Annotated in this window: 9 protein-coding genes and 1 pseudogene; 5 read left to right on the top strand and 5 right to left on the bottom strand. The window is 70.8% G+C overall.

Translation table 11 applies throughout. The annotated features are described in order from the left end of the window. Positions 1-24 precede the first annotated feature (24 nt). Entirely contained in the window at positions 25-2610 is a 2586-nt protein-coding gene (pepN, locus tag AC3ETA_RS02365; RefSeq protein ID WP_432191116.1) for an aminopeptidase N, read from the bottom strand. 147 nt (positions 2611-2757) lie between these two features. On the opposite strand from pepN, the gene AC3ETA_RS02360 reads away from it, so the two are divergent. Continuing rightward, a complete protein-coding gene (locus AC3ETA_RS02360; RefSeq protein WP_432191115.1) occupies positions 2758-3396 on the top strand; it encodes a DsbA family protein in 639 nt (212 codons plus the stop codon). A gap of 3 nt (positions 3397-3399) precedes the next feature. Here AC3ETA_RS02360 and AC3ETA_RS02355 read toward each other — a convergent pair whose 3' ends face one another. Further along, positions 3400-3633, bottom strand: coding sequence for a hypothetical protein (locus AC3ETA_RS02355; RefSeq protein ID WP_432191114.1), 234 nt, complete (start codon positions 3631-3633; stop codon positions 3400-3402). A gap of 23 nt (positions 3634-3656) precedes the next feature. On the opposite strand from AC3ETA_RS02355, the pseudogene AC3ETA_RS02350 reads away from it, so the two are divergent. Then, positions 3657-4012 (top strand): annotated as a pseudogene (locus AC3ETA_RS02350) (histidine phosphatase family protein); the annotation flags it as partial. A gap of 12 nt (positions 4013-4024) precedes the next feature. Then, positions 4025-4804: an SAM-dependent methyltransferase gene (locus tag AC3ETA_RS02345; RefSeq protein ID WP_432191113.1), complete on the top strand. Its 780-nt coding sequence runs from the start codon at positions 4025-4027 to the stop codon at positions 4802-4804. A 201-nt stretch (positions 4805-5005) separates the two neighbouring features. Here the strand turns inward: AC3ETA_RS02345 and AC3ETA_RS02340 are convergent, their stop codons facing one another. Then, positions 5006-6397 (bottom strand): amino acid permease, encoded by a 1392-nt coding sequence (locus tag AC3ETA_RS02340; RefSeq protein WP_432191112.1) that lies wholly within the window; start codon positions 6395-6397, stop codon positions 5006-5008. A gap of 431 nt (positions 6398-6828) precedes the next feature. Here AC3ETA_RS02340 and AC3ETA_RS02335 point away from each other — a divergent pair, with 431 nt between their 5' ends. Then, the gene (locus tag AC3ETA_RS02335; protein ID WP_432191111.1) at positions 6829-7446 is read left to right on the top strand and encodes a biotin transporter BioY; all 618 of its coding nucleotides are present in this window, start codon (positions 6829-6831) and stop codon (positions 7444-7446) included. Positions 7447-7540: 94 nt separating this feature from the next. On the opposite strand, the gene AC3ETA_RS02330 is transcribed toward AC3ETA_RS02335, so the two are convergent. Further along, entirely contained in the window at positions 7541-8266 is a 726-nt protein-coding gene (locus AC3ETA_RS02330; RefSeq protein WP_432191355.1) for a hypothetical protein, read from the bottom strand. 232 nt (positions 8267-8498) lie between these two features. Between AC3ETA_RS02330 and AC3ETA_RS02325 the strand changes: the two genes are divergently transcribed. Continuing rightward, positions 8499-10883 carry a serine/threonine-protein kinase gene (locus AC3ETA_RS02325; RefSeq protein WP_432191110.1) on the top strand — a complete coding sequence of 795 codons (2385 nt, stop codon included), beginning with the start codon at positions 8499-8501 and terminating at the stop codon, positions 10881-10883. Between the two features lie 97 nt (positions 10884-10980). Here the strand turns inward: AC3ETA_RS02325 and AC3ETA_RS02320 are convergent, their stop codons facing one another. After that, positions 10981-12447, bottom strand: a complete 1467-nt coding sequence (locus AC3ETA_RS02320) for an amino acid permease (protein WP_432191109.1) — start codon at positions 12445-12447, stop codon at positions 10981-10983. Positions 12448-12510 lie beyond the last annotated feature (63 nt).

The following is a 12510-nucleotide window of genomic DNA, read 5'->3' as shown; positions in this document are numbered from 1 at the left end:
GGCCATGACCGTTGGCCAAAGGTCTCAGCCGGTTGACGCCGCCGCGTCACACGCCTGCCCCCGCAGCGCCCGCGCCAGATCGTCCCGCGCCTCCAGCACCAGCCGCCGCAGCGCCGGAGCCGCGTCCTGGTGCGCCGTGAGCCAGGCGTCCGTCGCCTCCAGGGTGGCCGGCGACTGCTGGAGCCCCGGGAACAGCCCCCGGACCACGTCCATGCCGATCTGGATGGACCGCTCGTCCCACACCCGCTCGATCACGGCGAAGTACTTCTCGGCGTACGGCGCCAGCAACTCCCGCTGGGACGGCTGCACGAAGCCCGCGATGGTCGCCTCCACCAGCGCGTTGGACAGCGCGTCCGACTCGACGACCTGCGCCCACGCCTGCGCCTTCACCGCCTTGGACGGCCGCGCGGCCAGGCAGCGCACCTGGTGCCTCTTGCCCGACGCCGTGTCGTCGCGGGCCAGTTCCGCCGCCAGCTCCTTCTCGCCGACGACGCCGTACGTGGCCAGCGTGTCCAGCAGCGCCCAGCGCAGCTCCTGGTCGACGTCGAGCCCCTCGATCGTCGCCGAACCGTCGAGCAGGCCCGTCAGCAGCCCGAAGCCCGGCTCGTCCGTCACCCGGGCGAAGAACCGCGCCCACGCCAGCTGGTGCTCGCTGCCGTGCTCGGCCGCGTACAGCTGCGCCGAGGCGCCCTCGGCCAGCAGCCGGGTGCCCTCCTCGCGCCACTGCGGTGCCGCGTAGTGCGTCAGCGCCGAGTCCGCCCACGCGTGCAGCATCTGAAGGACGCCGATGTCGGACTCCCGGTGCGCGAACCGCAGCACCAGGTCGATGAACTCCCGCGCCGGCAGCAGCGCGTCCCGCGTCATGTTCCACAGCGCCGACCAGCACAGGGCCCGCGCCAGCGGGTCCGTCATCTCGCCGAGCGCGGCCCGCAGCGTGGCCAGCGAGGTGTCGTCGAAGCGGGTCTTGCAGAACGTCAGGTCGTCGTCGTTGACCAGCACCAGCTCCGGCGCCTCGGCGCCCGCCGGCTCCGTCACGATCGAGCGCGGCCCGTCCACGTCCGTCTCGGCCCGCGCGTACCGCTCCAGCGCCCCGTCCGCGGTGCGCCGGTACAGACCCACGGCCACCCGGTGCGGGCGCAGCTCCGGGTGCGACTCCGCGGCCTCCTGCACCACCGCCAGCTCGCTCACCCGGCCCTCGCCGTCAAGGAGCACCTGCGGGGTCAGCGAGTTCACGCCCGCCGTCTGCAGCCAGGAACGCGCCCACGCGCCCATGTCCCGGCCGCTGGTCTCCTCCAGCACCGACAGCAGGTCCTCCAGCCGGGTGTTGCCGTACGCGTGCCGCTTGAAGTACCGCCGCGCGCCCTCCAGGAACGCGTCCTGGCCGACGTACGCCACCAGCTGCTTCAGGACCGAGGCGCCCTTGGCGTACGTGATGCCGTCGAAGTTGAGCTTGGCGTCCTGCAGGTCGCGGATGTCCGCCGTGATCGGGTGCGTGGACGGCAGCTGGTCGGCCCGGTACGCCCAGGCCTTGCGGCGGTTGGCGAAGGTGATCCAGGCGTTCTTGAACCGGGTCGCGCCGACGTTGGCGAAGGTGCCCATGAAGTCCGCGAAGGACTCCTTCAGCCACAGGTCGTCCCACCACACCATGGTGACCAGGTCGCCGAACCACATGTGCGCCATCTCGTGCAGGATGACGTTCGCCCGGCCCTCGTACGACGCCTGCGTCACCTTCCCGCGGAAGATGTACTCCTCACGGAAGGTCACCAGACCCGGGTTCTCCATCGCGCCCAGGTTGTACTCGGGCACGAACGCCTGGTCGTACTTCCCGAAGGGGTACGGGTAGTCGAAGTGCTCGTGGAAGAAGTCCAGGCCCTGCTTGGTGACCAGGAAGACGTCGTCGGCGTCGAAGTACGGCGCGAGACCCTTGCGGCACATCGCGCCGAGCGGGATCCGCAGCGTCGAGCCGTCGGCGAGGGTGCGCTCGTAGGAGTCCGTGACGTAGTGGTACGGGCCCGCCACGACACACGAGATGTACGTCGAGATCGGCTTCGTCTCCGCGAACCTCCAGGTCCCGTCCGCGAGTTCACCGCTGCCGTTGCTCCACACCGTCCACGCCTCGGGCGCCCGCACCTCGAAGCGGAACGGCGCCTTGAGGTCGGGCTGCTCGAAGTTCGCGAAGACCCGGCGGGAGTCGGCCGGCTCGTACTGCGTGTACAGGTAGACCTCGCCGTCCTCGGGGTCGACGAAGCGGTGCAGGCCCTCGCCCGTGCGGGAGTAGGCGCACTGGGCGTCGACGACGAGTTCGTTGTCGGCGGCCAGGTCCTCCAGGACGATCCGCGAGCCGTCGAAGACCTCGCTCGGGTCGAGGTCCTTGCCGTTGAGGGAGACGGCCGTCACGCTCGGCGCGACCAGGTCCGCGAAGCTCGTCGCGCCGGGCTCGTTGCAGCGGAAGCGGATCGTGGTCACCGAGCGGAAGGTGCGCGGCCCGCCGTTCTCGGAGCTCTCCTCGCCGAGCGCGGAACGGACGTCGAGGGACACGTCGTACCCGTCGACGGACAGCAGGGCGGCCCGCTCCCGGGCCTCGTCGCGGGACAGATTCTCACCGGGCACGGGTGGCACTCCCTGGGGTCGTGTTCAGTATGCGGACAGCCCGATCCTGCCATGTGCCCCTGACCCGCGGCACCGGGGAATGGCCGGGCGGGCAGCGGTGTTGCCCCTGAGGTTCAGCCGAGACCTGCTTGCCTCATGAGGAGAGACATGTCGGACAAGACCCCCGTCGACTTCTGGTTCGACCCGCTGTGCCCCTGGGCCTGGATGACCTCGCGCTGGGTGCTGGAGGTGGAGAAGGTCCGTGACATCGAGGTCCGCTGGCACGTGATGAGCCTCGCCGTCCTCAACGAGGACAAGCTGGACGACCTGCCCGCGGAGTACCGCGAGATGCTGGAGGTCCAGGCGTGGGGCCCGGTCCGGGTCGTCATCGCCGCGCAGGAGGAGCACGGCGCCGAGGTGCTCGGCGACCTCTACACCGCGCTCGGCACCCGCATCCACAACCAGGGCGAGGGCCCCGGCAAGGAGGCGGTCGCCGCCGCCGTGAAGGAGGCCGGCCTGCCCGAGTCCCTCATGGACCACTGGGACGGCACCCCCTACGAGCCGCAGCTGCGCGCCTCCCACAAGGAGGGCATAGACAAGGTCGGCCAGGAGGTCGGCACCCCGGTCATCGCCGTCCCCGGCGACGACGGCGAGCAGATCGCCTTCTTCGGCCCCGTCGTCACCCCCGCACCCAAGGGCGAGGACGCCGCCAAGCTCTGGGACGGCACCCTCGCCGTGGCCTCCGTGCCGGGCTTCTACGAGATCAAGCGGACGCGCACCAAGGGCCCGGACTTCAGCAACCTGTAGGGCTCACTCGCCGGCCGCGGTCTCCTCCGCGAGGAACTTCTCCGGGAGGCGGCCGTAGCCGGCGTTGTCGAACTGCGGGTAGTACGTCAGACAGCCCTTGCCCGTGCACCGCCACAGGTTGTCCGAGAAGAAGCCCGGCCCCTCCTTCTCCCGTACCGCCGCTCTCTCCTCCCGGTCGGGGAAACGGAAGATCTGCATGGTGCCGCAGGTCGGGCAGTCCGGTGTGCGGGTCCTCATCAACCCCTCCTCGCCATCACCGCCAGGGCCGTACGCTCGCGGAGTTCGCGGCCCAGGACCCGGCTGCGGCGGAGGCGTTCCGCACCGACCCGGCGGCGACCCGTTCCCCGGCGCGGAGGACCTGACGGCCGCCGCTGATCGCGGTGCCGCGGCCCTGCGCCGGATCGCCGCCGCCCACCCCGGCCGGCGCGTCCTCGTGGTCGCGCACGACACGCTGCTGCGGCTGGTGTTGTGCACGCTGCTGTCGATCCCGGCGGGGGAGTACCGCAGGGTCTTCCCCCGGTTGCGCAACGCCGCGCTCAGCGAACTCCTCGTGAGATCCGACGGATCCGCCGCACCTGTCTCCCTCAATGTGCCCTGCGACCCCGACCTGCCGTAGCACCATGGGGACATGACGGAGATCGACACCTCGGTACCGCACTCGGCCCGGATCTGGAACTACTGGCTGGGCGGCAAGGACAACTACCCCGTGGACGAGGCGGCGGGCGACGCGTACACCGCGGTCTTCCCCGGCATCGTCACCATCGCGCGCAGCAGCCGCGCCTTCCTGGGCCGCAGCATCCGGTATCTGGTGACGGAGGGGGGCGTGCGCCAGTTCCTCGACGTCGGCACCGGCCTGCCGACCGTCGACAACACCCACGAGGTCGCCCAACGTCTCGCCCCCGAGTCGAGGATCGTCTACGTCGACAACGACCCGCTGGTCCTGGCGCACGCCCGCGCGCTGCTCACCTCCACCTCCGAGGGCGCGACGGCGTACGAGGACCTGAGCCTGTACGAGCCCGAGAAGGTCCTTCAGGCGGCCTCCCGGACCCTCGATCTCTCCCGTCCCACCGCCCTGATCCTCAGCGGCATCCTCGGCCACGTCGCCGACTACGACCGGGCCCGCGAGCTGGTCCTCCGCCTGCTCGCCGGCCTGCCCTCCGGCAGCTACCTCTGCGTCAACGACGGCTCCCGGGGCACCGACCCGGACTACGAGAACGCCCAGGACTCCTACAACGAGACCGGCGCCGTCCCGTACTTCCTGCGCCCCGTCGACAAGATCGAGGCGTTCTTCGAGGGCCTCGAACTGGTCGACCCGGGCATCGTCTCCGTCCCGCTGTGGCGCCCCGAACCCTCCGACGAGGAGCCCCGCCCGATCGGCCAGCACGGCGGAGTGGGGCGCAAGCCCTGACGCCCGCGGGCACATGGGAAGCCCCCGCGAGTCAGGTCCTCGCGGGGGCTTCCGTCATTCCGCCTGCCGGTCGTGAAGGGTGAGAAGACGATCACGAGGCAGGACGACTCCGGCTTGTTGCAAAGGGCTTGCAACAACAAGCTAGCAGCAAAAAGCCCCCGTGTGGATCACGCGGGGGCTCTCTCGCTGTCCGGGACCGTGTCAGGCCCTGGCCCGCCTGCGCTGCCAGGCGTACCCGACGGCCGCCAGGAGCAGCGTCATGACGCCCGTCGAGTACAGCTGTACCCGCGTGTCCGGCTCGCGGGCCATCAGGACGAAGATCCCCGCCATGCCGGCCATCGCGACCCAGGTCAGGACCGGGAAGGCCCACATGCGGACGACCAGCTTCTCCGGGGTCTCGCGCTCCAGGCGGCGGCGCAGCCGCAGCTGGGAGGCGGCGATGAGGATCCAGACGACCAGGATGACCGCGCCGATCATGTTCAGCAGCCAGGGGAAGACGTCGTCGGGCCGCCAGTAGGACAGCACGACGCAGACGAAGCCGAACACGGAGGAGGCGAGGACCGCGACGCGCGGGACACCGTCCGAGACCCGGCCCAGCGCCGCGGGGCCCTGGCCGCGCCGGACCAGGGAGTACGCGATGCGCGAGGAGCCGTAGATGTTGGCGTTCATGGCGCTCAGCAGGGCGACCAGGACCACCACGTTCATCAGCTGACCGGCGCCGGGGATGCCCAGGTGGTCGAGGGTGGCGACGTACGGGCCCTTCTCGACGACCTCCTCGGAGTCCCAGGGGATCAGGGTGACCACGACCGCCATCGAGCCGATGTAGAAGAGCGCGATGCGCCACATGGCCGTGCGGACCGCCCGCGCGACACCGCTGACCGGGTTCTCGGACTCGGCGGCCGCGATGGTGACCGTCTCCATGCCGCCGTAGGCGAACACCGAGGCGAGCAAGCCGATGATCAGTCCCTCGCTGCCGTTCGGCAGGAATCCGCCCGCACCGGTGAGGTTCGCGGTGCCCGGCGCGTCCGTCCCGGGCAGGACGCCCGCGATGGCCAGCCCGCCCAGCACCAGGAACAGGGCGATGGCGCCGACCTTCAGCGCGGCGAACCAGAACTCGAACTCGCCGAAGTTCTTCACGGCGGCCAGGTTCGCGCCGCAGAAGACGACCATGAACAGGGCCACCCAGGCCCACTCCGGCGTGCCCGGCAGCCAGCCCGTCACGATCTTCGCGGCGCCGATGCCCTCCAGGCCGACGGCCGTGCAGAGCAGCACCCAGAACGACCAGCCGGCCGTGAAGCCCGCCCAGGGGCCGATGGCCCGCTCGGCGTGCGCGGAGAAGGTACCGGAGGAGGGATACGCGGCCGACATCTCGCCGAGCATCCGCATCACCAGCATCACGAGGAGGCCCGAGATGACGTACGCGATGACGATCGAGGGGCCCGCGGCGGCGATGCCGGCCCCGGACCCGACGAACAGGCCGGCGCCGATGACACCACCGAGGGCGATCATCGACAGGTGACGCTGCTTGAGACCGTGAGAGAGGGCGACGTCCTCCGCTTTCGCGGGCGTCTCCGTGGGGGTGCTGTTCTGCATGGGCGCGGCTCGTCCAATGCGTGAGAGGGCAAAAAACGCCCACAGTGTGGTCAGCGTCTCCGCTCAGAAGGAGAGACTGTCCATTATGCGGACACTCGCTGCACGGTGAGTGACAAGCCCGTCACGCGTCGACGGGCGTGTGGTGCGAGGCCACCCCTGTGGCGAGACGGTTCTCCGGATCCGGGCGAGCTCTTCACGCGCGCGCAACGCGATTGGCGCATTCCTACAGTCGGCTGGAAGCCCCGCGCTGTGAGCCGTACGTCCCTGCCTCAGTGACCGGCATCACCCCGTACCCCGTGTAACACCCACCCTTTGTCCGGAGCCGACGAACCCTGTGATCCGGCCTTTGTCGACCACTGACGGTGAGGTGACGAAACACCCTGGGATAGCGTCACAGCGTCCCGTACCGCCCTCGCTCCCGCGGAGTCCCCATGAGCACCGCTGCCGCCCCCGTCCCCTCCCGAGATCTCGACTCCGCTCGATCAGGGGGCACCCCCGTCGGACAGGTCCTCGCCGACCTGCTCCCGGCCTCCCGCGTCCGCGACATCGCGCTCGTCGTCGGCGGCGCCGCGTTCACCGGCCTCGCGGCCCAGATCTCCGTGCCCGTGCCCGGCTCCCCGGTGCCGGTGACCGGTCAGACCCTCGCGGTGCTGCTCGTCGGTACGGCCCTCGGCGCCGGCCGCGGTTTCCTCTCGCTCGCGCTGTACGCGCTCGCGGGCATCGCGGGCGTGCCGTGGTTCGCGGGCGGCACCTCCGGCGCCGCCGCCCCCTCCTTCGGCTACATCCTCGGCATGATCCTCGCCTCGACCGTCGTCGGTGCGCTGGCCCGCCGCGGCGCCGACCGCACCGTACTGCGCACCGCCGGCGCCATGTTGCTGGGCGAGGCGATCATCTACGCCGTCGGCGTGCCCTACCTGGCCCTGGCCACCGGCATGTCGGCGTCCGCCGCGATCGCGGCCGGCCTCACCCCGTTCCTGATCGGCGACGCCCTGAAGGCCGCCCTGGCGATGGGCGCGCTGCCCAGCGCCTGGAAGCTGCTGGACCGCTGACGCGGTAGCTCCCGAGCAAGAGGCTCGCCGGGTCGACGAATTCGACCCGGCGAGCCTCTTTCGCGTTCCCGCGCCGGACGGCGGGCCCGTGGGCTCAGTCCGCGTGCCGCCTCGGCCGCCGCAGCTGCGACCACCACAGCCCGGCCGCACCCGCCGCGATCAGCGCCGCGCCGGCCGCGCCGAGCGGCAGGGCGTCACGAGCGAGGCCGGTCTTGGGCAGTTCGTCGGGGCCGGGAGCCACCGGCTTGTTGTCGGTGCCGAGCAGCAGCGGGGTGGCCGGGGCGTCGGGCGACGGGTTCGTCGTACCGAACGGCACCGGGCCCTGCTGCCAGTACGTCTTCTTGCCGTCACCGGTCTGGACGGGGAGACAGATCTTGCCCTCCTTGCCGAGGTCGAACGTCGCCGCTACGGCGTACGACTTCGACTCACCGGCGGGGAGATTGTCGAGAGGGCAGGCGAAACCACTGTTCGAGCCTTCCGGTAGATTGCCTTTCTCGATCGCCGAACAGCCTTCGACATTCTTGACGGTGAGGCCGTCGAACCCGACGACCAAAAGCTGGATCTTTCCGCTCTCCTCGGTCCCTTCATTCTTCACCGTGGCGGTGATCTCGGTTTCTTGCGAACTGTTGTTCACCGAGATTTTCTCCGGCAGCTCGGTGGTGAGCCTCACCCCCGACGGCGCCGCGTCGATGACCTTTCCCCCCTTGCTGCTCCCGGGTCCCTGGTCGTCCGCGCTGGCAGTGAAGGAAAGGATCATCACTGCCGAAAAAGATGTCGCGACCAGCGATCCGGCGATGGTCGTCGTGCGACGAGAACTCATGTTCGTCCCCCTTGCCTGCGCCTGAATTCGCAGTACTTGAAGAGCTACCACAAGATTTCTCCGCACTATGCTGGTACGGCACGAAGTGTGACCATTGTGTTTCAATGGCGGATGTCCGATGCGGCATCGAGGGGGGTGCAGTGGATTGCCGGGGAATACGAGGAGTGGCGGGGTTCCAGGTGTACTGGTGACGGGGCGCTATCGATTGGTCGAGAGTATCGGCCAGGGGGGAATGGGGCGCGTGTGGCGAGCGGTCGACGAAATCCTCGATCGACTCGTCGCCGTCAAGGAAATGCGCATAGACGGCCTGGACCCGGAGGACACCCGCACGCGCCGTGAACGCACCCTGCGCGAGGCGCGGGCGACGGCACGGATCGACCACCCCAACGTCGTACGGGTCTACGACGTGGTCGACGAGGGCGAACGCCTGTGGATCGTCATGGAGTTGGTGGCCGGCCGCTCCCTGGAACGCATCATGGCGGAGGAGGGCCCGCTCGGCCCCGGCGAGACGGCCCGGATCGGCACGGGTCTGGTGGCGGCGCTGCGGCAGGTCCACGACCGGGGTGTGCTGCACCGGGACATCAAGCCGGGCAACGTGCTGGTGGAGACGGACGTGCGGCGCGGGCGGGGCCGGGTGGTCCTGACGGACTTCGGCATCGCGGCGATCCAGGACGCGAAGGCCCTCACCATGGTCGGCATGCTGGTCGGTTCCCCCGACTACATGGCCCCCGAGCGCATCTCCGGCTGCCCCCAGGGCCCGCCGTCCGACATCTGGTCCCTGGGCGCCACGCTCAGCGCGGCCCTCGCCGGCCGCTCCCCGTTCTCCCGCGACACCACCCTGGCGACCCTGCACGCGGTCCTCTACGAGGAGCCCGAACTCCCGCCCACAGCGGGCCCGTTGCGAGAGATCCTCACCACCCTCCTGGACAAGGACCCGACCCGACGCCCGGGCCTCGACGACCTGGAGACGGCCTTGCAGCTGGTGGCCCGTCCCATTCCCACGCCGACTGTGCCGGTCGTGAGGGGAGGGGCGGACGAGGGGGACGAACGCGCGACGGGGGCGGTGGGTCCGCCGCCGGGCGCCGAGCCCGAAGCCGATCGGGCGAGGCCCGCCGAGGAGCAGGAGCCGGGTACGGAACCGCAGTTGGTGCCAGAGCCCGGGGAGGCGTTGATACCCGGCACGGCCACCGCGGAGCGCGCCCCGGAGACGGGATCGCCGCCGGCGGCCGATCTGACGCCGCACCCCGATCCACCGTCCGCATCCTCACCGGCCCCCGCGCCGACCGCCACACCCCCCGGCGAATCCCCCACCCCCGCCCTCCTGGACCCCTCCCGCGTCCTGCCCCCGCCCCCGCCCGACCCCCGGCAGCCACCGGACGACGTCCGTGACGCGATACCGCCGACCCACCGCCCGGCCCCGACCAAGCAGGCCCGAGCCGAGGCACTGCACACCGAGGCGCCGCACACCGAGGCGCCGCACACCGAGGCGCCGCACACCGGGGTTCCGCACACCGGGGTTCCGCACACCGAGGCGCCGCATACCGAGGTGCCGCACACCGGGGTTCCGCACACCGAGGCGCCGCATACCGAGGTGCCGCACACCGGGGTTCCGCACACCGAGGCTCCACCCGCCGAGCCCACCCGCCAGGCCGAACCCACCTCGGCGGAACCCACCCCGGCCCAGCCCGCGCAGACCCCACCCGCGCAGACCCCACCCGCGCAGACCCCACCCGCACAGACCTCACCCGCACAGACCCCCCGTGCCCCCAACGCCTCCACCGAACTGGCCCCCGGGTCCCGGTCGGAAGTGCACTCGGCCACCCCGGCCGGCAACTCGACGGGCCCCACCTCGCGCCGCGCGGGCGTCTCCCTGGACCGTGCCGGGGCGGTGACCGAGCGGCGGCCGGGGCCCGGGGCGGGGGTGCTGCCGGACGGGGGCCGGGCGGCCGGCGCCATGCCGCCCGGCGAGTTCCCCGGTCCGGCCGTTCCGGCTCGCCCCCGACCGCGGCGCGGGCATCGCCGTACGGGGATCGTCGCCGCCGTCGGCATCGCGGCGGCCGGCGCGGTCGTGGCCGTGGTGCTCGCGTCCGACTTCGGGTCGCCGAGGGACGACGAGGCGGGCGGCTCGACGCCGCCCTCGACGGCCGCGTCCTCCCCGTCGTCCACGGTCGAGGGCACGTCGAGGCCGCAGAGCCTGCCGCCGGGCTCACGCCGGGAGGCGGGCGGGTTCGCGTGGGTGCCGCCCGAGGGCTGGCAACGGGACGTCAAGACCGGCTCGGAGGTGCACTACACGTCGCCGGACGCCAGACAGGAACTCGCCGCCAAGTCGTCCGTGGCCCGCGACGACCTGATGGACTCCTGGCAGAAGTCCGAGCAGAACGCCCAGCAGGGCAAGGACTACAGCAAGATCCGCCTGGAACGCACGACCTTCCGCGGGCACCCGGCGGTCGTATGGGAGTACACCTTCACCCTTCAGGGCGAGCCCTGGCACGCCCGGCTGCTCGGCTTCACCGTCGGCGGGAAGTCGTACCAGATCAACACCTGGTACCGCCCGGACATGGAGGCTGAGGCCCTCAAGACCTACGAGAAGGTGAGGGACACCTTCACGGTCCTGTGACCGGCGCGGGAGCGGACGACGAGCGGACGACGAGCGGACGACGAGAGGGGCGACGGGGGGCACCCCGTCGCCCCTCGGGCGGCACACCGCCGACGACTCAGCCGGTCTTGACCTTGTCGCGCGGCGTCTCCGAGGCGACGGCCTCCACACCCGCCGGGCGCCCGCCGCCGGCCTTCTCCTTCACGAAGGCGACGGCCAGCACGACCGCGGCGACCAGCAGGGACAGCAGTACGGTCTTGCGCCCGTCGTGCTCGGTGTCGGTCAGCATGTAACCGAGCACGAACACGATCAACGCGGCCGTCGCCCAGGTCAGGTACGGGTACAGCCACATCTTCACGACGAGCTTCTCCGGCGACTCACGCTGGATGATCTTGCGCATGCGCAGCTGCGAGAAGCAGATCACCAGCCAGACGAACAGCGCGACCGCACCGGAGGAGTTGACGAGGAAGAGGAAGACGGAGTCCGGGAACTTGTAGTTGAAGAACACCGCGACGAAGCCGAACGCGACGGACGCGAGGATCGCGGTCCGCGGCACGCCGTTGCCGGTCGTACGGGCGAACGCCTTCGGCGCGTCCCCGCGCTGGCCGAGCGAGAAGGCCATGCGGGAGGCGGTGTAGAGGCCGGAGTTGAGGCAGGACAGCACCGAGGTCAGCACGATGAAGTTCATGATCTGACCGGCGTGTGCGATGCCGAGGGAGTCGAGCGCGGCGACGTAGGAGCCCTTGTCGGCGATGGCCTTGCTGTCCCAGGGCAGCAGGGAGACCACGACGAGGATCGAGCCGAGGTAGAAGACGGCGACACGCCAGATGATGCTGTTGGTGGCCTTGGTGACGGCCTGCTGCGGGTTCTCGGACTCACCGGCCGCGAGGGTGGCGATCTCGCTTCCCATGAAGGAGAAGACGACCAGCAGCACACCGGTGAGGATCGCACCCGGTCCGTGGGGGAGGAATCCACCGTGGCCGGTGAGGTTGCTCAGCCCGGCCTGGTCGCTGTCGACGCCCGGCAGCAGCCCGAAGACGGCCAGCCCGCCGATGATGATGAACGCGGCGATGGCGACGACCTTGATCCCGGCGAACCAGAACTCGAACTCGCCGTACGAGCCGACGGAGACCAGGTTGGTGGCGGTCAGCACCACCATGACGATCAGGGCCCAGGCCCACTGCGGGACGGACGGGATCCAGCCCTCCAGGATCACCGCACCGGCGGTCGCCTCGACCGCCAGCACGACCACCCAGAAGAACCAGTACAGCCAGCCGATGGAGAACCCGGCCCAGCGGCCTAGCGCACGGTCGGCGTGGGCGGAGAAGGAGCCAGACGCCGGGTTGGCCGCGGACATCTCACCCAGCATCCGCATCACCAGCACCACGAGCGTGCCGACGAGTGCGTAGGAGAGGAGGATGCCGGGTCCGGCGGTGGCGATACCGGAGCTGGATCCGACGAAGAGGCCGGCGCCGATGACACCGCCGATCGCGATCATGGACAGATGGCGGTTCTTGAGCCCGGCCTGCAGGCCGTGGCCCCCGGGGGCCGGTTGGGCCGTCTTCTTTGTCGGCTGCGAAGTCATGGAAGGGAATTCCTTTGCGCCGTGGGGAGCGGTCCTCGCACAGGCGGATTGCGTGTGGTGTAC

Source organism: Streptomyces sp. bgisy027, from assembly GCF_057710365.1.
This window is presented reverse-complemented; position numbering and strand designations above follow the sequence as displayed.

Excerpts from the sequence above, each read along its gene's own strand:
- AC3ETA_RS02360 (WP_432191115.1), top strand. The coding sequence starts at position 2,758 with ATGTCGGACAAGACCCCCGTCGACTTCTGGTTCGACCCGCTGTGCCCC.
- AC3ETA_RS02355 (WP_432191114.1), bottom strand. The coding sequence starts at position 3,633 with ATGAGGACCCGCACACCGGACTGCCCGACCTGCGGCACCATGCAGATC.
- AC3ETA_RS02345 (WP_432191113.1), top strand. The coding sequence starts at position 4,025 with ATGACGGAGATCGACACCTCGGTACCGCACTCGGCCCGGATCTGGAAC.
- AC3ETA_RS02340 (WP_432191112.1), bottom strand. The coding sequence starts at position 6,397 with ATGCAGAACAGCACCCCCACGGAGACGCCCGCGAAAGCGGAGGACGTC.
- AC3ETA_RS02335 (WP_432191111.1), top strand. The coding sequence starts at position 6,829 with ATGAGCACCGCTGCCGCCCCCGTCCCCTCCCGAGATCTCGACTCCGCT.
- AC3ETA_RS02330 (WP_432191355.1), bottom strand. The coding sequence starts at position 8,266 with ATGAGTTCTCGTCGCACGACGACCATCGCCGGATCGCTGGTCGCGACA.
- AC3ETA_RS02325 (WP_432191110.1), top strand. The coding sequence starts at position 8,499 with ATGGGGCGCGTGTGGCGAGCGGTCGACGAAATCCTCGATCGACTCGTC.
- AC3ETA_RS02320 (WP_432191109.1), bottom strand. The coding sequence starts at position 12,447 with ATGACTTCGCAGCCGACAAAGAAGACGGCCCAACCGGCCCCCGGGGGC.